Here is a 19,056-nt window from a genome sequence, read left to right as displayed (position 1 = left end):
TATTTCATCATTTGAGTGGAGAGGATCGGTAAAAGAGCCGTTTTGGGTAGGCGATTGCGGTCTTTAAGGGCTGGTTCCCTATTCTTCAGCGCCTTGTTTATAGAGGTTTTGAGATGAATTTTATAGCGTGAGAGCTCGGAAATTTTCTTGACAAAAGGGGAGCTTTTGGGGAAAGAAAAAGCGCGGATTGGAACTTATGTGTTTTTAAAGATTGGCGCGGGTTGAAAATCTTCACTGTTTGAGGAAGGAAAGCGGGGAAAGATCCCACAAATATTATTATTTTTATATTATTATTTTTTATGATTTTATACATGAGGCAAGCCATGAACCGCCTGTGCTCTTTTTTTGAGTCTGGATTTTACCTGCATGCCTCAGTTGCAAAAAAATCCAGAAATGAGAAGAAGCGCTCTTGTGTATGAGAGCTCATAAACTCTCTCTCGCATAGGCTTTAGCAAAGAATGAGAGGGGGGCTTTGTTAAAGAGTGAGAGGGAATAAATGAAAGAGCAAAATTGGAAATCAGAGAAAGAAACGCATAAAAGTACCCATTCTTTTGCGTTCCAGCAAGCGTTGCTCTCACCAAAGGATTATAAAGTTATCTTCGCTCTTGCTGTTCTCATTATCCTTTGGAGAATGATTCTAGAAACACCAGATGTCTTAAATTGGCAGCTGACAGGGTGGCAATATACGGTGCATCTCGTAATCTTTAAGGCGACGAACTTCATTATGGGCTGTGCCATTCTTTTTATTCCGGTGATGTTCCGGATTCGTCGCAGCGTGACGGGGCAATTGCAAGAAAATATTCAAAAATTAGAAGAAGCATTCTTGTGTACGAGAGCTCATAAACTCTCTCTCGCATAGGCTTTAGCAAAGAATAAAAGGGGGCTTTAGCCAAGAATGAGAGGGAAAAATGAACAGTAATCCTATCGTCGTACGTCTCTTGGATCCCGAGTTCTGGGTGATGATTGTTGTTTTCATGGTCATATATCATGCTGGTTTTGGCTTTTTATATCTCTGTCTTCAAACGGATGAAAATGAATTTCAAAGTGAAAGGCGCGCTGGAACGCGTGCTGAAAGAAAATGATCTGGCAACACAGCAGTTTTGGAAAGACGAAGCTGTGGTGCTGGAGAGGCGTTTGGAACAAGAGGGAAAAGAGTTCTTGATCGATGATGATGAAATTCTCACCATGGAAAGTGCAACAGCGCTGTTAAAAAGCTTGGGGTGGTCTGTAGAATTGATGAGAAAAGGTGATCATGTGGCAATGCTCTTTTTGCGCTCTTTTTGCCTGATCGCGAAGTGCAGTTTCTCTATAATGAGAAACACATAGAAGAATTTTCACCCTTTGATCGCGGACTTCTCGTGATGAGCGGTATTTTTGCGGCGGCTTGTTATACCATTAATCCTCTTAATTCTGGGGTTTTGCCAACGGTATTTATGAATTTTGTCCCCAATGGATTGGAAATTTTTGAAGAAAAAGTAAGTGCGCAGCGTTTAAAGAAAGAACTTGATAAAACTTTAGCATGGATCATGGAAGAGGATTCTTTGCATGAAATGCTTTGCTCTCAATATCGTATTCCACCTTGGGAAAGAGACTCTTTAGTATGGTCAACCGTTGAAGCAGAGCTGGCTCCTTATGCGCTATTGCATCTTGCTGCTCTTGCCTTGCTGGGGGATGTGGAGACTTTAGGTGCTTATGATGCAAGTTTTTCGCGAGGGGATAAGCTTGGCTTTGATGAAACCATTGAAAAAATCCATCTGGAACGCGCAATGGTGATGGCTCAAGAGGTGAAAAGGGTAGGAAATTTTAGTTACGATTTGCTGGAACGGGTGGCAAAACTCTGCGCCATAGACGTGGAAGATTATCAACTTTTCAGAATGAGAGATCCGAATGCGTGCAATAAAAAACGAGATTTTCATCAAAAAATAGTCGAGGAGAAAAAACAAGAATTAAAGGAACAAGGATATGTTGTGAGTGATGAACCTCTCGTCGTAGAAGCTGAGGGAGTCAAACATGCTCCTGATATTACTTATATCAAAGATGGTGAGCCTGCATTTATGGATATAAAAATTGATTAGTTTCCTTAACGTGTTTTTTTAAAAATCCCTCTTATTTTAAAGCACAAACATACTTGGTGAAAGAAGCCAAGCATCATGATTGAGATGCTTGTACATCAAATAAATATAAGGGCTGGTAAATTTGTCTCTTTTTTGTTTTTTAAGAAAAGGAGCTTCATTATGTGAGAAAAAGCACGCTAAAGATGAGAAAATATTTAAGCTTAAGTGAAAAAAACATCATTATTGACTGCGTAAAACACTGTTGTTTCCCGTGTGGGAATATGGGTATGAAATCTAAGGGATATGGTGCTTTGTTTATTGAGGCTGAAAAGTGAATTTTCGCAAGCCACACTGCCCACGCGCATTTTCTTGAAAATGAGAAGAATTGACTGTAAAACGGCAAAATTATGGTTTATCTTTGACTAAAGTCGTATGAGCTCTAGAGCTTAAGGGCTAGAGCCTGAGAACCCTTCAAAAGGAGGAATAATTAAATCAAGTGCTGTTTTTGAGCAGCTGATTTTGGGTCCATAGAAATACAATTTTTGGGTCCATAGAAATACAATACAAATTAAAATAAAAGCCCTTTTAAAAAAGGGCTTTTATTTCATTTTATGTTATATACAAAATGTATAAAACTTTATTTTAAGAACTTTTTTATCTTATACTTTTGCAGAAACCATTTGCATAAAATATATCAATATTGAGACTAAAAAACTAGCAATGGCATTTAATAAACTTTTTCCTTTTTCATAGATATCATCTATTGATGCTTGTTCTGATGCAGTTCTATTCGCTGTTCTCAGTATATTCAATGTATCCAATGGGCTCATTACTTGTGTAAAAAGATGTAAATGTGTCTTTTTAACAGTATAAGGAGCAACAATAGGAGAGGGCGCTTGATTGACTATACGATCAGACTTTTGAATCGCAAGAGCTAAACCGCTTGTAATTGCCCCCGCTATAAAAAAATATCTGATATTCATAGTTTTTCTCCTATATTTATTTATAGAAATAAATATCGATACGTATCATATATAAATTCACTTTAAATGACTATAGTAAAAATACAAAAGTCATAAAAAAGAATAAACTTTGTCTATATTTTGACAAAATTTACCCTTAATTAGCTAAACAAAATTCTTTGTGATTCTATTTTACGGATATTTTAAAAAAACTCGAAAGCTTTGTCCGGAAGTGGAATCCCGTAAGATGGGTGGCAAAAGAATTGCTGTAAAAGTTCTTTTTGTACCATTGACCAAAGATTTATAAAATGAGGGTTCATTAAAATTAAAATGAGACGTGATGAAAATTGAGTCAAACCCGTAAAGGGAAGGATACACTCTTTTTTAAGGCTAGAGTGCATCCTTTATGAGACTTGGATATATGCCATGAGGGTTAGGCATATATCCCTTGAGGGGAAGGATGCACTCTTTTGAAGGCGGAGTGCATCCTTTATGAGACTTGGATATATGCCATGAGGGTTAGGCATATATCCCTTGAGGGGAAGGATGCACTCTTTTTGAAGGCGGAGTGCATCCTTTATGAGACTTGGATATATGCCGTGAGGGTTAGGCATATATCCCTTGAGGGGAAGGATGCACTCTTTTGAGGTCTAGAGTGCATCCTTTACTAAGACTTGGATATATGCCGTGAGGGTTAGGCATATATCCCTTGAGGGGAAGGATGCACTCTTTTGAGGGCTAGAGTGCATCCTTTATAAGACTTGGATATATGCCATGAGGGTTAGGCATGTATCCGATGGGGGATGGGTGCACTCTATCTTGCATCAAAGAGTGCATCCATAGGGGAAGGCATATCTCATAAAAACAGAGAAAGCCCAAGAGATTTACTTTATCTCTAGCGGTTTGTGTATTTTATAAATATTTTCTTTGTCTCCTCAATATTTGAGAGGGTTATAGAGTAAGACTCACTAATGAAGGTTAGTGTAACGAGTATTGAGATCTCTATGAGAATTAAGATATTTTTGTGCTATTTTTTTGTCTTTTTCTTGATTTTATTAGATCGCACAAAATTTATGAGGCATTTGTCCTTAATTCGGCTTTTGATTGCACCAATGGATTTGATTAATATTTCATTGATTTTAATAGCTTTATTCATATCGGCTTTAAAGAATGGTCCTTTAATCATAGGACATAATAAATTGAGTCAATTTTTGTGATCCCTTAAATCTTTGACGTGTTTTATTTTATACGGGCTCTTTTGCTTGTAATGAGTCGATGGTTTGATGAATTTTAAGGGGGTTTGATGAATTTTAAGGGGGTTGATGAATTTTAAGATAAAGAGGAAAAGCCCGTGTTAAAAGATAAGGAAGTCTCATGAGAATTGGCTCTTTTAGGCTAAAATTTCTAAGATGAAGAGCTGAAAACTATAATTCATCAATCCGTTGCCCGGATAAAATCCCCTATTGATATTTTAACGATAAAGAAAAACATTCGTGATTCTGTTGCGTCATAAAACAGCGTATGTTGTAAAATAGCTTCTCTCTTAAACTCTTGGTCTTTTGATAAATTCTTTGTCTTTTGAGAAAATTCTTTTGAGGAAAAATTTTGTCCTTTGAGGGGGAATTTTTAAGTTGATTGGAAAAAAGAATATTCTTTTTTGCAGGGAGACCTTATGGAAGAAAAGTACAAAGTTTAAGAGGGTTTTTAAGACGATGCAGCCATAAAAAAGCCCTCTGCTTTAAACAGAAGGCAAGAATTAAGAAGATTTCCAACATTGGGTCGTAAAAATATCAAAAAAGAATAAATTTAGAAAACTTACTTTTCTATAGCTAACAGAAAATCAAAAAGAGAGCAATATAAAAATACTTTTTACAAAAAAGAAAACTTTGCTTTTTATGCCTTAAAACATCATGAATACTTCTTTTCCATTGAATGTTTATTTTGTAATTCATTTTCAGCTTAAATCTTTAAAGATGTTATGACATATGAAACCATATTTATTCTTCAATAAAAAAACAACAAAAGACCCCCCATGGCGATAGATCGGTGCAGTAGGTTGGTGTGGTAGGCTGGTGCAGTAGGCTGGTGTTGTAGGTTTGCGGGATGGGTTGGTGTGGGGAGGGGGCTTTGTTTGTTTTAAGGGCGGGCGTGTTGCGTATGAGGGTTTTGTGAAGCGCGCGTGTTTTTTTAAAATTGGGGATGGTGAGAGCTGTTGGGGGGATGGGCGGGATTATTCCGAATGTTTATGGTTTGCATAACCCCAATGAAAGGCAAGTAAGTCTAAACAATCGCGTAAATGATCGGCAAGGGAGTTTTGTTTGCGTTTTGAAGGGCTTAATTCTTTGATCGCTTGTCCATAACCAATAACCCGTTCAAGCAGTGAATAGCCAAGAATACCTAGTTGTCCTTTGATGGTTTTTAAATGATTGGAGGCTTCTATTTGCTGTTCAATGGGGTGGGTATAGCCTTGGCTAGAGGAAACTTTTTCACGGGTGTAGTCAAGGCTCATGTGGAGATCGGCTTGACTGTAACGCCAGTAAAAATAAAAACGTTCTGCGGCTTTATATTGTGCCTTACTGATATGGCCTTTTGCATATAAAAGCGCAATGGGACGGCTGTGTGCATTGACAAGAACTTTGATCGTGCGCGGGTTGCTGGAACTTTCTGGATGAGTAGACTGAAAATAAGGATTGCTCGTTTCAAGGGCGATTTCTTGCGTCTTTAAATGCCCCATGTGTTTTTCTTTCTGTTTTTCTTTCTCGTGAAGCTCAAGAGGGTGTGTGTTTTTTCTCTTATCTTGATGGGTCATCTCATCTCCTTAGAATAAAGTCGTTTGATTCTCGTTTTTTTAAAAAATATTGCCTATCCATTGTCTGTTTTGGGAAAAGAGGGGGGTCTGTTTTGGGGAAAAGAGAGGGGGGGCTTAGAAGAAGACATGGGGCGGGCGGGTGTGTTGCGTATAAGGGTTTTGGTAAAGCGCGCGTGTTTTTTTAAGTGTGGCAGGCATGGTGAGCTGTTGGGGGGATGTGCGTGGTGCGTATGCGGTCTTGGGGATGGCTTGGATTGTTGTGCTGTGGGGGGGAGCGCGCCATGGATTTTGCCTCTTGAAAAGAGGGGTGTTTTGTTGCATGGTAAATTTTCCTTGAATGGCTTGATGAGCGAATAATTTGATGGGGGCGGCCATGGCGTTGCGCAGGTTTTTGTCTTTGAAGAGACTGGTGTTTTTTGGCATTTTGATTGCTGTCTTTTGGGCTGTTTATGGGGAAATGAAGGCGTTGGGGATGACGTGGGGCGTATTTTTACGGGCTGTGGCATTTTATGGTATTCCCGGCATTCTCCTTATGGTGGGGTATGAAATACTGCAGCGGCGTGGTGTAGATAAGGTTTTGTTCTTCAAGATGCTGTTGTTTGGCTTCATTTTTGTTGCTGTCACTCATTTTATTTATGAGCAAGCGGAGCATTTGGGCATGACCTGGCTTTGGTTCTCCAATAGGTGGGTGTTTGACGTCCTTTGGTGTCTTGTTCTTGGACTTGTTTTGGCACTTATTGATCGAGGGGCAAAACGCTTTGGTATAACTTGGTTTGATTTTCTTTATATGGGAGGGGAGAGTTCGGTTGTGCCTAAAGCCTTGTTCTGGAAAAGAATGGCAATTGGCTGCATTGTCCTCCTTTGCCTCGTCTGTGCTCTTGTGGCGGCCCAAGTATTTCTGTGTGACAAGGAGAAAATGTTGGGGCTTGTTTGTATAGAGTCGTGTTTTCGGCAATGGTGAATAGGATATGGGGGTGAATAGGATATGGGTGAAATTGTTGTCCTTGGATTTCGCCTCTTGGAGAGAGAGGGGTGCATTGTGAACGTTTTTTTTTGTGCGATTTGATGAGAGAGTGCGTTGATGCTACTTGAGGGGTTATTTTTACTGTTATTGGTCTGCATTTTGGCTGTTGGCTTGGTTTTTCTTCATAAGGCAGCTGCGCGCCGCGGGGTGAGAGGCTGGCTGCTTTTTTGGAGATGGGTGGTCTTGTATGGCTTGATGGCTCTTTATCTTGGTTTTATTTGTGCAGGTGTTAGAAGTGTCCCTGTGAGCGAGGCGTTATTGTTGAAAGGGGCGGTATTTTCTTGCATTTTTACCGCTGTCCTTGGTGTGATGCATCTCAGCGTAAAAAGTCTGCCTGTGGCTTGGGTTAGGTTTGTGAAGTTGATCCTCTTTTGTGGCATGATAGGGGTTATCTTGTGGCTTTTTGTGGTGGGCGTCGGCGTTATGAATAGCACCAGAGGGCTGTTCTTGAAGGTGTTGGTCTTGGCACTCTTGTGGAAATTGCTCTTGTGGTTCTTTATACGCGCGCAGAGCGATACTCTGGTGCAGAGGGTGTTGTATGTTTTGAATTATTTGCTGTTTATCTGTATTTGGGTTCTTGTCCTTTCCTTTGCTTTTCTGGGAGCAGAGCGTTTGGGGTGGAGTTGGCTTTGGTTCTCGAATCAGGATGTATCGTCCATTATGAGAATAAGTCTCTTTCTTTTGATTTATCAGGGAGTGAAGTCTGCGCGTCGTGATGTTGGGAGTTTTTTTAAAAAAGTGGGTTTTTAAGGGGCATTAAAGATAACGTCGGGGAGAAGATTGTTCAAAAGAACAGCGATAGCGGTAGGTTTGGGGGTCAAACCAAAGCCCTACTTTGCCTTCAAAATCGCCAGAACGTTGTTTGGCAATATTCATAATGACACCGGGGCGTTTGGTTAAATCGGCTTTTTCTTGCGCTAGCGAGGCGGCAAAAATTTTGTCTTCTAAAGACCGATTACGCCAAATGGTGATGATATTAAAGGCATTCGCTCCAATTTCTGAGGCGCCTTTAATATCTTCTGTTCCGGGGATATCTTTATCCAGTCCTCCTTTGCGGGCGTGGGCGACAAGATGAATATGTACATTGTTTAAAATAGCCCAATCAACCATTTTATAAACCGCTTGTTCTTGTCCTGCATAATCATCACAGACAATGCCAAGGCGCATGAGACTGTCGATAATAAATTGATCGCACCCATAGCGCGCACGACAATAGTCAAAGACATCAAGCAAGGTGTCGACACTTGATTTGCCAACATGTTCATAAAGAATAAGCCCATCGTCTAAAAAATGTAAAATGCGTTCAATGGTCTCTTTTGTAGGCTTTTCTAAGCCGCCCGTTTGTTTGGTTAAACGCCGAAGCGATTGTTCTCCTTTCATTTCTAGCGAGGCTAAGCAAAGGCGACTGTTTTGCGCAATCCAGTGGGGAATACAGTCGGATAACAATTGGCTTTTACCTGCACCACTCGCTCCACTCCACAGTGTTAATTCTCCAGGGCGAAAATGCAATTTATCTTTAAGTTTAGGATAGGGAACCGTATAGCCAAGATGTTTTTCAGGCTCTGGCCAAAAAAGCCCAATCACTTGATCTTTATAGTCTAAGGCGCGCCGTAAACCTTCGGGGGCAAAGCTTTTGGCAGAAGTAAAAGCCGCTTTTATCGTGGCCGCATCAACTTTTGCGGTTAAACACTCATTGGCATCTTTATGGGGTAAGTGCACACGGTAGCAACGGTGACGTCCAAGCCTGCTGGCAATTTCACGGGCGGCTTCTTCTCCGGGCTGGTCCATATCGGTGGCTAAAAAAATAGTTTCAAACGCTTCTAAATGATCAAATTCATTTTCAATCCAATTGTGCTTGCCTCCTCTTCCACCGCCAAAGGGGACAGAGACCGCCGGATAGCCATAGGCGGCAAGCGATAGCGCATCAATTTCCCCTTCTGTGATGACAATTGTCCGGTTTGTTGAAGAAAGCATGGGAAATAACGCAGGGTCTATGGAGGCATGCTGAGGTATCTGCGGAGTACTGTGGGTTGAGGCGGCCGGTTCAGGGGTGTGCGTGGTGGTGTGGGGTGTGGGTTGAGAGGACTGCGTGGCGCTGTGGGGTGTGGGCGTGGGCTTTGGGGGGGGTGTGTGGTCTGTAGGGTAAAGGGCTTGCCAACCAAATAAAATCGGTTCACATTGGGCTGTTGTGGGTTTTGTTTTGGCGCCTGCTTGAGCAAGTCGTTCTTTGACTAAAGCAAGGGTGCCATCGGGCTTATAAAAGGGGAAAATAATTTTTTCTCCCTCTTCTCCTATGCGGTAGCGCTTGATAACCTCTAGAGGAATATGGCGTTCTTTGTGGAGATAGGTTTTGACACGATTTTTGGGGGGATGCCCTTTGGGAACCGGTGGACGTCGATAGGAACGTTGAGGAACCATAAAGGGTTGGGGGCGTGTGAGATTGAGAGTTGCGCGTGCTTCTTCGAGTGCTTGAGAGAGATTAATGCCTTTGACTTCACACCAAAGGTCTAAAATATCGCCTCCGATACCTTCTGCAAAATCATACCAAAGGCCTGCTTTAGTGCCGTTTAAACAAATCGATAAACTTTGACCAGGCTCACCGCGTGTGTTGCCAACAATCCAATGGTTGCCACGTTTATACCCTTGGGGAAGAAGCATTTCTGCTATCTGATCAGCTTGGGCGATAAGTTTTTGTTTGATTTCAAAAATTGTGCTCATGGTTATGCGTGATCTTATGCGTTTTGGGATTCTATTGTGCTGTTCTTGCCATACAATCTCGTGGCGAAATTCATAGCGCTATGGTGCTTGCCAATTTGCTTTGAGGTTTTTTTTACGGTTTTTGGTTTGCTCGTCATTGTGAAACTTCGTGGCTTGCCAATGGGTTTGGCTCTCGCTTAAATCTTCTAGAATGGCTGCATTGCTCTGTGTTTGCTTGCTTTCTGTTTGCTTGTATAGCAAGCGGAGCTTTTGCATAAAGGGGGTGGTGCAAGGGTGGGATGGTGCTGTGGGTTGAGGCGGTGGGCTTTGAGGGTGCGTGTGAAAGAGAAGGTGGGGCGGTTTGCGGGGGTTTGCTCTTTGTTTGAGTTTTTTGAAATGGCTGCGTTCTGTTTGCTTGTATGGCAAGCGGCGTTCTTGCATAAAGGGGATGGTGCAAGGGGGTGATGGAGCAAGGGGAGCGTGGTGCTTTGGGGTGAGGCTTTGGGTTGAGGCTGTGGGCTTTGAGGGTGCGTGTGGAAGAGAAGGTGGAGCGGTTTGCGGGTGTTGTGTTCCTTTGCGTGAAAAAGATGAGGCGTGTGGGGCATGGGCTGTTATGATGAGAACTGTGTGGGGGATAGTGATGCGTTTTATGGTGGCTGCTTCGCGTGTTGTTTGGGTGGGGGGTGTGTTCAGAGTTGTTTTTTCTGATGAGATTTTGTTTATGGTTTTGAAACATTTGTGCCCCCGCGTTTGCTTGTTTGAGAAAATGGTTCGGCGTGTGATATCAACAATTATCGGTATAGTTGATCAAACTGCGGTAAAGGTTATCGTTGCTCTCAGAGATGCGTGGTGAGGCGCTTTCCTGTTTTTCCTGTTTTTCCTGTTTTTGCAGTTCTAACCGTTCGATCTCACGGCGAAACCAGTTGCGCCATGTGGCTTGCCAATCTGCTTTGAGAGCTTCTTTGCCGCTCTTGGCTTGCCAATAGTCGCGAAATTTCTTGGCTTGCCAATGGGCTTGGCTCTCACTTAAACCTTCTAAAACGGCTGCCTTGATATCTGCTTGCCAAGTTTCAGGAAGACGGTGTCCTTTGATGATGCTGGAGGGGGTGGTTTTTTTGTTGGAACAAGGTGAGGAAGGCGATGTTGAGGAGCTCAACGACACAAGATTGGCGGCGTTTTTTGTGTTTTTTGGTGGAATAATTGCTCTGAGAGGGGCTTCTTGCGCTTCTGCTTGGGAAGTGGTGGCGGCGCCGCTTTCATGCTTTGTTTGTGCCGGTGAGGTGTCGACTAGTGAGGAGGAAAAAGCCAAAGTGAGAGATGGTGCACTTTGTTCAAGGCTCTCTTCGCTCGAAAGGACAGATTCTTTCTCATCAAATACCCTATTCTTTTCAAAAACACCGATAGGTGTTTCCTTTTCTTCTGCCTTTTGAGCTTCTAAGCTTTGTTGATCATCTTTTGTGCGCTCGTTAAGCAGTTGTTGAATCTCAGCATTGATTTTCTTACGCTTTTTTGCCGAAGAACGACCCGCAAAGGATTTTTGTTCAAGCAATTTTTCACGCTCTTGAAAAACATTGTCGCAACGCTGGTTCCATAAGCCATTGGCTAAATTTAAAACCTTACCCTCTCGAATCAACATTCCTAAAACATTAACAAAAGTTCGCTTGTCACAACCGCAAAGACGCGCTAAACGTTCTTCCGATATTTCTAGGGGACGACCACGTGCATACATTTCATTGAGAAGAATCGTATAAATTCCAATCTCGTGTGCGCGCATGCCACGAACACCTCCTAGAAAGTCATTTTGGTACCAACAAACATATGGAAGCTTAGACGATTCATAGTGAGGAGTTTCTTGTTGATCAACGTGTTTCATATGGCAATCTACTTTCTTCTTTTTTTATACAGTTTTATTGACGATAAAAGCGCAAACAGAAATTTAGCTTGTGTTGCCTTTGGCTCTGCTCAATAACGATTAAGAGATTTCTTTATGATATTTATCAATGAGTGGATGCGCTTGAAGGGCATGAAAACTTAATTAAAACTTGAGATTACAATGATGGAAAAAATAAAAAGGACAACACTTCTCAATGAATCAGTTTTTGGAAGTGGTCTTTTGTCTCTCGTGGTGCGGTTAAAGTATTTTTATGAGCAAAAAATGATTTTTTATTCCCCCCTAAAAAATAAAATTTGTTTCCTTAATTTTATCCTTTTTGGAGGATATTGCAAGCCCATTTTATAAAAAGGACGTGTTTTTTTAAAAAGACGCGCTATATGGTGAAATTATGAATATCGATGGTTGGCGTAAAAGATTAAGGACCGCTTTGGAAAAAAGTGGACGGTCAAAAAGGTCCATCTCTCTCGCTGCCGGTAAAGGCGCGGGATACCTTCATTCTATCCTTTCGGAAGGAAAAGAGCCAACAATCGAATCTCTCTCGCGAATTTGTCACGAAATTGATATCAGTATGAATTATATTCTTTACGGAAAAGGGGCTAGCCCTGAAGATAAAGAATTTATAGAGCTTATTTCAAAGCTTTCTTCTGAAGAGAGACAGGCGATTTTAACTCTTTTGCGGCGACCCGTTGACGAAGCGCCAAAATAATCTCTTTTTGTGCTTTTGAATCAAGACGACTCCAGTATTCTATTAATATTATATCACTCATTTTATCTCTCCTGTGTGTTTATCGTTGCAATTAAGTGAGAACAAATAGCGAACAAAAAAAGAACATGAGGGGAAACAGGAATAATAGATCTTTATTTATATATGTCATTTGAACCCCGCAAAGACTTAAAATATATCTTTTATGAAGGATAAAATGCTTGACATCTCTCCTATAGAGGATATAAGACTAACGCTATATTTGATCTTGTCAAGATGAAGCTCTGCTTTATCAACTATCTAAAGGGGGAAAATCATGAAAAATATTCCATTCATTAAAGAGGATGAAATTGTTATCATTCTTTGTGAAGATGAAAAGCCTGATAGCTATGAAGGACCTATCGAAGAAATCGAAGAAGTGCTCGAACTCATTGAAGAATCTGAAACTGTTTATAAAGTTTTACGATTTGATCTTACAACAAATCATGCTGAAGATGTGACCGAACAAATCGCTGATTGTTATGTCGAAAATTATGAAATAAATGAAGAAAATACACATTTACAGCCCTTCATTTTGAATAGTGAAGCCTATCATGCATGTTTAAATGAAAGAGTGATAAGCGATTATGAAGATAATCTCTATGGCTCTTATGAAAAACAGCATCGTTTACGCCCTTGTGATGTCTTGTCAGATTATTGGTGGTAATCATGCCAAGTTATCTCAAAACGTCTTATCAAGGCTTTCCACTTTATTATGCTGGAAAGACTAAAAATTTAATCAGACTCGAGCCACAAAAACACAATGCTGTTCTTTTCATATCACAAGAGGTCGCGCTGTCTATGGCAAAAAACTTAGCAGATGAATATTGCCACCATGATTTTTCTGTCGTGCAATAGCAGCATGAAAAAAAGCTCCTCATCGCTGATCGTGGATAAATGGACGGGTAAGTTGAAGACCTCCAGTGTTTTTTCACTAGAGGGCATGGGGTGTGTGTTTTCGTTCTGTTCATTGGGGCTGCTTTGGGGGGGGAGATGCTTTGGGGGGAGATGCTTTGAGGGGGGCTGCTTTGAGGGGGGCTGCTTTGAGGGGGGCTGCTTTTGCTGTTGCGTTTGTTTGAGGGGGGGCTGCTTTGAGAGAGGTGGTGTTTGAAGGGAAAGCTAACTGAGGAAAGGCGCTTGTTGGGGGGGGGGGCACTAGCAAGGGGCTTGCCGGGTATAGAGAAAAGGGTGGCGTGGTGCGTGAGGGGGAAAGATTGGCGCGCAGTTGCTTGATTTTTTCGGGATGGAGGAAATGGAAAAGATGAGAGGCGGGATTGCTGAGTGCGACACGCCAAGCGTCTGTTGAGAGGCAAAACAAGAATGAGACGGGGGAAGAAGGGAATCTTGTGTAGGGTTGATGAGAGGGAAAACGTCAAGTGGGGGAGCCTTTTGCAGGCAAGATGTTGGGAAAGTGAGAGGAGATGGGGGGCTTGCTGCTTTTGTTGCGCGTGTTTGAGGGGTAGTGAGAGTTCCCCCACGGCGGGTAAGTTGATGGATCCTTGACGGGTAAGTTGAAGAGTTACAGTGTTTTTTCACGGGGGAATGGAGAGAGGGGAGAGAGAGGAGAGTGTGTGAAGCGTTTGTGGGGTTGTTATGGGGTGAGAAGGCATCTTTTGTGTCTTTATTTGTGCTTTACAAATAGCACAAGAGGATGTTGTGCGTGTGGGGGGGGAGTGATGTTTCAAAGAGAATATATAAAAAAAGCACCAGATAAAGGGGGAAAACATGCCAATTATCATTGATTGTGTTCAGGGAACAGAAGAATGGCAAAAAGTGCGCAATGGGTTGATTACAGCTTCTTTGTTTGAAATGGTCATGGCAGAAAAAAAACAGGGACAAAAAACATCACGCTATCATAGTGTAATGATGAAATTGGCAGGAGAAAGAATTACCGGAAAAACTGTGGAGGAAGGGACAACGCTTTCTCAGCGACGCGGGACAGAATTAGAACCAAGCGCACGGCAGCTTTATGGAAAATTGACACAGACAGAACCGGAATGCATAGGCTTTGTTTTAGCCGATGATCGCAGACAAGGATTTTCTCCGGATGCTTTTGTGGGAAAAAATGGATTGTTGGAAATTAAAACAAAAAAACCTGAAATTTTAATTCCTCATTTTGCGCAAAAGAATTTTCCAGAAGAACATAAAGCTCAATGTCAAGGAGGCTTATGGATTTCCCAACGCGAATGGGTGGATTTAATGCTCTATTGGCCTGATATGCCCCCTTTAATTAAACGCGCTTATCGTGATGAAGCCTATATTAGAAAGCTTGAAATTGAAATTCATCGTTTTAATGAAGCTTTGGAGAAGATGGTCCAGCACATTAAGCGTTTTGAGACAGGCTTTGGAATAAGAACAGACAGGGCAGAGGTGGAAGAAAGGATGGGGGGCGTAAAAACAAAGCGTCTGTTGAGAGGCAAAACAAAAATAAGACAGGGAAGAATGGGATCTTGTGCAGGGTTGTTAGGGGAAATTCCATAAAAAGGTAAGTTTGAAAATGGGTGTTGAAGGAAGCATCAGAGACTTGAGTGTGAGAAGTGTTGCTTGGGAAAATGGTGGTGTTTGAAGGGAGCGTCAAGTGGGTAAAGCTAAGGATGTAGGGCGGGGGAAGAAAGGGGATCTTGTGCAGGGTTGATGAGAGGGAAAACGTCAAGTGGGGACTTTTGGAGGCAAGATGTTGGGAAAGTGAGAGAGGAGATGGCGGGCTTGCTGCTTTTGTTGCGTGTGTTTGAGGGGCAATGAGGGGTTCCCCCCATGGCGGGTAAGTTGATGGATCCTTGACGGGTAAGTTGAAGATTTCCAGTGTTTTTTCACTAGAGGGCATGGTGGGTGTGTGTTTTGGTTTTGCTCATTGGGGCTGCTTTGGGCGGGTGATAGCACAAGGGGCTTAAGATGGAGAAAAGGGTGGGCGTGGTGCGTGAGGGGGAAAGATTGGCGCGCAGTTGCTTGATTTCTAGGGGAAGGAGAAAATGGAAAAGATGAGAGGTGGGATTGCTGAGTGCGACACGCAAAGCGTCTGTTGAGAGGCAAAACAAAAATAAGACAGGGAAGAATGGGATCTTGTGCAGGGTTGTTAGGGGAAATTCCATAAAAAGGTAAGTTTGAAAATGGGTGTTGAAGGAGGCATCAGAGACTTGAGTGTGAGAAGTGTTGCTTGGGAAAATGGTGGTGCTTGGGCTATGGTATCTCAATGCGGGGAGATACAGTTCAAAATGCTTGAAAATGTGCGGTGTTCTTCATATTTTGAGAAAGTTTTTTTACAAAAGGAGTGAGAGACTACCGAATATAAAGGGTATGGCCATAATCGCCAAGGCTGTCATTATGGTCAATAAATAGGCTGGAACCTTAAAGCGAAAACGCCAAAGGATATTGATTGGAATGGACATGATCGTCGTTATGATGAAGCCTACGATAAACCATTGCAGAGATAATCCTATGATATTGATCTCATTTCTATTCAAACGATCTTGCTCTAATTCTTCTCTTAAAACACAAGCGATAATAGAAAAACCACGATAAACAGGAAACTCTTTACTTGGACAAGAAGTAACGGAAAATTTTTCAAGCTTTGACCATTCTTCTTCTTGTTCTATTTCCAATCGCTTCTTTTCTATTTTTTGTCTTATATATTCTTTTGAAATACAATTGATCGGAGAAGTCCCTCCAACGAAAAATCCATCTTTTGGACAGTTACTCTTTGCGTGATGCGTGAATAAAATAGCGCTTATTGCTATAGCGAATAAAATAAAGGGTTTAAACATGGGGCTTTATCGTCTTTTGTTGCTAACGTGCTTTTATAAGTGATTTCTGTTTAAAAGATCAATCTGTGTCATTTTTGTGTTAAAAATATGCACATAAACGTGTTTATGTGAAAACGGTGATCGTGATCATCTCGTATTCCAATAAGGGGGTGGTATTGGTTAAAACCTCGGCCTCAAGCGGGGGGGTATTGGTTGGAGAGGGGATTTTTCATGAAGCTAAGGGGGAGATGCAAGAAAAGAGGGGGATGTGCAATTGGGAATGTACGCTGTTCTTGGCGTGTTTTGGCGTGTTAATGTCAAAAGCGGTTTGCAGAGTGTTTGGGAGATTTAAGCGCGTAGACCGTTGATTTTAAAGTCATTAAAGCGCATGGTCTAAAGGAGAGAAGGCTTGGAATGAAGCCGATGGAGGCTCAAAGGGAAAAGATTGATGCTTAATGGGCAAGACTTAATGGGCAAGAGGAATAAAATGGTGCTGCGAGAGAGGATTGAACTCTCGACCTCTCCCTTACCAAGGGAGTGCTCTACCACTGAGCTACCGCAGCCGTTTTCAATCATTGCGCTATCTTGTGCCATATTGTCAGAAAATAGGCAAGAGAACATTTGTATATTCTTGCAAGAAAACGTATCTTATGTCATGACAAGAGTATTCTTATATTCTTAAACATATTTTAAAAAGCCGTGAGTTGATTGGATAGAAGCTCAACACTGTTTAAAAGGTTGTGCAATGACACAGATGCATCAAAAACAAAAGCACGATGAAATCAATTATCAAGAGGAAAAAGCAAAACGACGTCAAGAAAGATTGGCGCAGCAGTTGCGGCAAAACTTAAAACGTCGAAAAGAGCAAAGTCGAAAAAGAGCGCAATCAGAGCTCTAAATTGCCAAAAAATTTTTTTAAGGCATTTTTGCAACCAAACGTCTCAATCATTTGTTCTCATCGTTAGAAGGCGTTTTTAAAAAACGATCAATAAAGCATAACTTTTCAAAAGGAGAAAAACCTTTGGAAGGGGTGGTGCAAAGGAAAAGAGGGAAAATACGATGGATGCTATTCAAATTGTTGGTGGAGAAAAACTTAAAGGGACAATTCCTATTTCGGGAGCAAAAAATGCTGCTTTGCCTCTTATGATTGCGTCACTGTTGACAGAAGAAACGCTCACGCTAGAAAATATTCCGCATCTTGCTGATGTTGAGTTGCTTATTCGTATTCTCAATAATCATGGTGTAGGCTATGCTGTTGATGGACAAGAGCTTAATGATGATGGTGTTAATTCAAGAACAATCCATTTTAGCGCGCAAAAAATAGCCACAACACGCGCATCTTACGAATTGGTGAGAAAAATGCGGGCAAGCTTTTGGGTGATTGGACCGCTGCTTGCTCGATGCTGCGAGGCTTATGTTTCGCTTCCTGGAGGATGTGCGATTGGAACAAGACCTGTTGATTTTATTCTCGAAGGGCTGAAAAGTTTAGACGCTCATATTGCCATTGAAAATGGATATGTTCATGCAAAAGCCCCAAAGGGATTAAAAGGGGCGCATTACCGTTTTCCTAAAGTCACGGTCGGGGGAACGCATGTATTGTTGATGGCAGCCTCAATGGCAAAGGGAACAACCATTCTTGAGAATGCGGCTTGTGAACCAGAAGTCACAAATCTTATTCGAACCTTAAACGCGATGGGGGCTCAAATAACCGGTGAAGGTACAACAACGCTTACCATTGAAGGGGTGAAAAAACTCAAAGGAACAAGAATACGCGTTATTGCGGATCGAATTGAAGCGGGAACATATGCAATGGCTGTAGCAATAGTGGGGGGAGATGTCTTTCTTAAAAATGCTAATCCTAATCATCTTACAACAGTGCTGAAGGTTCTGCAAAAAACAGGGCTTGAGATTCAAATAGAGCCGCAAGGAATTCACGTGAAGCGAAATCCAAAAAACACAAAAATTATGCCCGTTGATATTAAAACAGGTCCTTATCCGGCTTTTCCAACCGATCTTCAAGCACAATTTATGGCGCTGATGACACGCGCTGAAGGAATTTCTCATATCACGGAGACGATTTTCGAAAATCGTTTTATGCATGTTCAAGAACTCAACCGTTTAGGGGCACAGATAAAACTCGATGGTGAGAGAGCAACCGTCTATGGAACAGAGAAGTTGCAAGGCGCCCCTGTGATGGCAACTGATTTGCGTGCTTCTGTCTCTCTGGTGATTGCGGCATTGGCAGCAAAGGGTGAAACAATCGTCAATCGTGTTTATCATCTTGATCGTGGCTTTGAGAGGTTGGAAGAAAAATTATCCCGATGTGGAGCGAAAATTCAACGGATAACGGTGTGACCCTGCTCAAAGGATATGGCTTGAATGTTTGTTGTTTGGGGTATGCGCTTCATAACACGGGGCATTTCTCATATCACGGAGATGATTTTCGAAAATCATTTTATGCACCTCTAAGAACGCAACCGTTTGAGAGCACAGATAAAATGCGATGGCGAGAGAGCAACTCATGGAACATAAGAAATTGCAAGGAACATGAAAAGTTGCAAGGCGCCCCTGTGATGGCAACTGATTTGCTTGGCTTTTTGTCTCTCTGGTGATTGCGGCCCCTTTATTTTATTAATAGTGGCAGCAAAGGGTGAAACAATCGTCAATCGTGTTTATCATCTTGATCGTGGCTTTTTAGAGGTTGGAAGAAAAATTATCCCGATGTGGAGCGAAAGTTCAACGGATAACGGTGTGACTGCTCAAAGGATATGGGCTTGAATGTCTATTGTTTGGGGGGATGCGCTTCATAACACGGGGCATTTCTCATATCACGGAGATGATTTTCGAAAATCATTTTATGCACCTCTAAGAACGCAACCGTTTGAGAGCACAGATAAAATGCGATGGCGAGAGAGCAACTCATGGAACATAAGAAATTGCAAGGAACATGAAAAGTTGCAAGGCGCCCCTGTGATGGCAACTGATTTGCTTGGCTTTTTGTCTCTCTGGTGATTGCGGCCCCTTTATTTTATTAATAGTGGCAGCAAAGGGTGAAACAATCGTCAATCGTGTTTATCATCTTGATCGTGGCTTTTTAGAGGTTGGAAGAAAAATTATCCCGATGTGGAGCGAAA

At 41.9% G+C, this 19,056-nt stretch carries 21 protein-coding genes, 1 tRNA gene and 1 pseudogene; 16 read left to right on the top strand and 7 right to left on the bottom strand.

Annotated features, from left to right (window positions below):
• The first annotated feature begins 496 nt into the window (after positions 1–496).
• Genes PVV65_RS05735 through PVV65_RS05720 form a run of 4 tightly spaced genes read left to right on the top strand, consistent with a single transcriptional unit; the run spans position 497 to position 2,075 of the window.
• The gene (locus PVV65_RS05735; protein WP_273789524.1) at positions 497–859 is read left to right on the top strand and encodes a hypothetical protein; all 363 of its coding nucleotides are present in this window, start codon (positions 497–499) and stop codon (positions 857–859) included.
• 49 nt (positions 860–908) lie between these two features.
• Positions 909–1,082, top strand: a complete 174-nt coding sequence (locus PVV65_RS05730) for a hypothetical protein (RefSeq protein WP_273789523.1) — start codon at positions 909–911, stop codon at positions 1,080–1,082.
• Positions 1,066–1,326, top strand: a complete 261-nt coding sequence (locus PVV65_RS05725; RefSeq protein ID WP_273789522.1) for a hypothetical protein — start codon at positions 1,066–1,068, stop codon at positions 1,324–1,326. The genes PVV65_RS05730 and PVV65_RS05725 overlap by 17 nt, the downstream gene beginning before the upstream one ends.
• Complete coding sequence (locus PVV65_RS05720) at positions 1,281–2,075, top strand: DUF6990 domain-containing protein (protein WP_273789521.1); 795 nt, start codon at positions 1,281–1,283, stop codon at positions 2,073–2,075. The genes PVV65_RS05725 and PVV65_RS05720 overlap by 46 nt, the downstream gene beginning before the upstream one ends.
• A gap of 638 nt (positions 2,076–2,713) precedes the next feature.
• Here PVV65_RS05720 and PVV65_RS05715 read toward each other — a convergent pair.
• Entirely contained in the window at positions 2,714–3,037 is a 324-nt protein-coding gene (locus PVV65_RS05715) for a hypothetical protein (RefSeq protein ID WP_273789520.1), read from the bottom strand.
• Between the two features lie 2,209 nt (positions 3,038–5,246).
• Positions 5,247–5,825: a hypothetical protein gene (locus PVV65_RS05710; protein WP_273789519.1), complete on the bottom strand. Its 579-nt coding sequence runs from the start codon at positions 5,823–5,825 to the stop codon at positions 5,247–5,249.
• A 24-nt stretch (positions 5,826–5,849) separates the two neighbouring features.
• On the opposite strand from PVV65_RS05710, the gene PVV65_RS05705 reads away from it, so the two are divergent.
• The 3 genes from PVV65_RS05705 (at position 5,850) to PVV65_RS05695 (ending at position 7,599) form a co-directional block, all read left to right on the top strand.
• Complete coding sequence (locus tag PVV65_RS05705; protein WP_273789518.1) at positions 5,850–6,182, top strand: hypothetical protein; 333 nt, start codon at positions 5,850–5,852, stop codon at positions 6,180–6,182.
• Positions 6,183–6,198: 16 nt separating this feature from the next.
• Positions 6,199–6,786, top strand: a complete 588-nt coding sequence (locus PVV65_RS05700; protein ID WP_273755842.1) for a hypothetical protein — start codon at positions 6,199–6,201, stop codon at positions 6,784–6,786.
• Positions 6,787–6,906: 120 nt separating this feature from the next.
• Positions 6,907–7,599, top strand: a complete 693-nt coding sequence (locus tag PVV65_RS05695; RefSeq protein ID WP_273789517.1) for a hypothetical protein — start codon at positions 6,907–6,909, stop codon at positions 7,597–7,599.
• Positions 7,600–7,605: 6 nt separating this feature from the next.
• On the opposite strand, the gene PVV65_RS05690 is transcribed toward PVV65_RS05695, so the two are convergent.
• Positions 7,606–9,567 carry a bifunctional DNA primase/helicase gene (locus PVV65_RS05690; protein ID WP_273789516.1) on the bottom strand — a complete coding sequence of 654 codons (1,962 nt, stop codon included), beginning with the start codon at positions 9,565–9,567 and terminating at the stop codon, positions 7,606–7,608.
• 78 nt (positions 9,568–9,645) lie between these two features.
• Positions 9,646–9,987: a hypothetical protein gene (locus tag PVV65_RS05685; protein WP_273789515.1), complete on the bottom strand. Its 342-nt coding sequence runs from the start codon at positions 9,985–9,987 to the stop codon at positions 9,646–9,648.
• Between the two features lie 7 nt (positions 9,988–9,994).
• Between PVV65_RS05685 and PVV65_RS05680 the strand changes: the two genes are divergently transcribed.
• The gene (locus PVV65_RS05680) at positions 9,995–10,399 is read left to right on the top strand and encodes a hypothetical protein (protein ID WP_273789514.1); all 405 of its coding nucleotides are present in this window, start codon (positions 9,995–9,997) and stop codon (positions 10,397–10,399) included.
• Here PVV65_RS05680 and PVV65_RS05675 read toward each other — a convergent pair.
• Positions 10,331–11,419: a DUF1376 domain-containing protein gene (locus PVV65_RS05675; RefSeq protein WP_273789513.1), complete on the bottom strand. Its 1,089-nt coding sequence runs from the start codon at positions 11,417–11,419 to the stop codon at positions 10,331–10,333. The genes PVV65_RS05680 and PVV65_RS05675 overlap by 69 nt on opposite strands.
• A gap of 409 nt (positions 11,420–11,828) precedes the next feature.
• On the opposite strand from PVV65_RS05675, the gene PVV65_RS05670 reads away from it, so the two are divergent.
• The 5 genes from PVV65_RS05670 (at position 11,829) to PVV65_RS05650 (ending at position 14,663) form a co-directional block, all read left to right on the top strand.
• Positions 11,829–12,146, top strand: a complete 318-nt coding sequence (locus tag PVV65_RS05670; protein WP_273755736.1) for an XRE family transcriptional regulator — start codon at positions 11,829–11,831, stop codon at positions 12,144–12,146.
• A 313-nt stretch (positions 12,147–12,459) separates the two neighbouring features.
• Positions 12,460–12,849 (top strand): hypothetical protein, encoded by a 390-nt coding sequence (locus PVV65_RS05665; protein ID WP_273789512.1) that lies wholly within the window; start codon positions 12,460–12,462, stop codon positions 12,847–12,849.
• A 2-nt stretch (positions 12,850–12,851) separates the two neighbouring features.
• Entirely contained in the window at positions 12,852–13,040 is a 189-nt protein-coding gene (locus tag PVV65_RS05660) for a hypothetical protein (RefSeq protein ID WP_273789511.1), read from the top strand.
• A 92-nt stretch (positions 13,041–13,132) separates the two neighbouring features.
• Positions 13,133–13,261, top strand: coding sequence for a hypothetical protein (locus PVV65_RS05655; protein ID WP_273789510.1), 129 nt, complete (start codon positions 13,133–13,135; stop codon positions 13,259–13,261).
• 646 nt (positions 13,262–13,907) lie between these two features.
• Positions 13,908–14,663 (top strand): lambda exonuclease family protein, encoded by a 756-nt coding sequence (locus PVV65_RS05650; RefSeq protein ID WP_273755733.1) that lies wholly within the window; start codon positions 13,908–13,910, stop codon positions 14,661–14,663.
• Positions 14,664–15,439: 776 nt separating this feature from the next.
• Here PVV65_RS05650 and PVV65_RS05645 read toward each other — a convergent pair.
• Together PVV65_RS05645 and PVV65_RS05640 are read right to left on the bottom strand one after the other, a co-directional pair.
• Complete coding sequence (locus PVV65_RS05645; protein ID WP_273789509.1) at positions 15,440–15,943, bottom strand: hypothetical protein; 504 nt, start codon at positions 15,941–15,943, stop codon at positions 15,440–15,442.
• Between the two features lie 467 nt (positions 15,944–16,410).
• Positions 16,411–16,485, bottom strand: a tRNA-Thr gene (locus PVV65_RS05640).
• A 182-nt stretch (positions 16,486–16,667) separates the two neighbouring features.
• Here PVV65_RS05640 and PVV65_RS05635 point away from each other — a divergent pair.
• The 3 genes and pseudogenes from PVV65_RS05635 to PVV65_RS10025 all read left to right on the top strand — a co-directional run.
• Positions 16,668–16,820 (top strand): hypothetical protein, encoded by a 153-nt coding sequence (locus PVV65_RS05635; protein WP_273789508.1) that lies wholly within the window; start codon positions 16,668–16,670, stop codon positions 16,818–16,820.
• A gap of 161 nt (positions 16,821–16,981) precedes the next feature.
• Complete coding sequence (gene murA, locus PVV65_RS05630) at positions 16,982–18,277, top strand: UDP-N-acetylglucosamine 1-carboxyvinyltransferase (protein WP_273789507.1); 1,296 nt, start codon at positions 16,982–16,984, stop codon at positions 18,275–18,277.
• Between the two features lie 42 nt (positions 18,278–18,319).
• Positions 18,320–18,677, top strand: a pseudogene (locus tag PVV65_RS10025) (hypothetical protein); the annotation flags it as partial.
• Between the last annotated feature and the right edge of the window lie 379 nt (positions 18,678–19,056).

The sequence above is a fragment of the Bartonella sp. ML70XJBT genome (genome assembly GCF_028618425.1).
Lineage (GTDB): Bacteria > Pseudomonadota > Alphaproteobacteria > Rhizobiales > Rhizobiaceae > Bartonella.
This window is presented reverse-complemented; position numbering and strand designations above follow the sequence as displayed.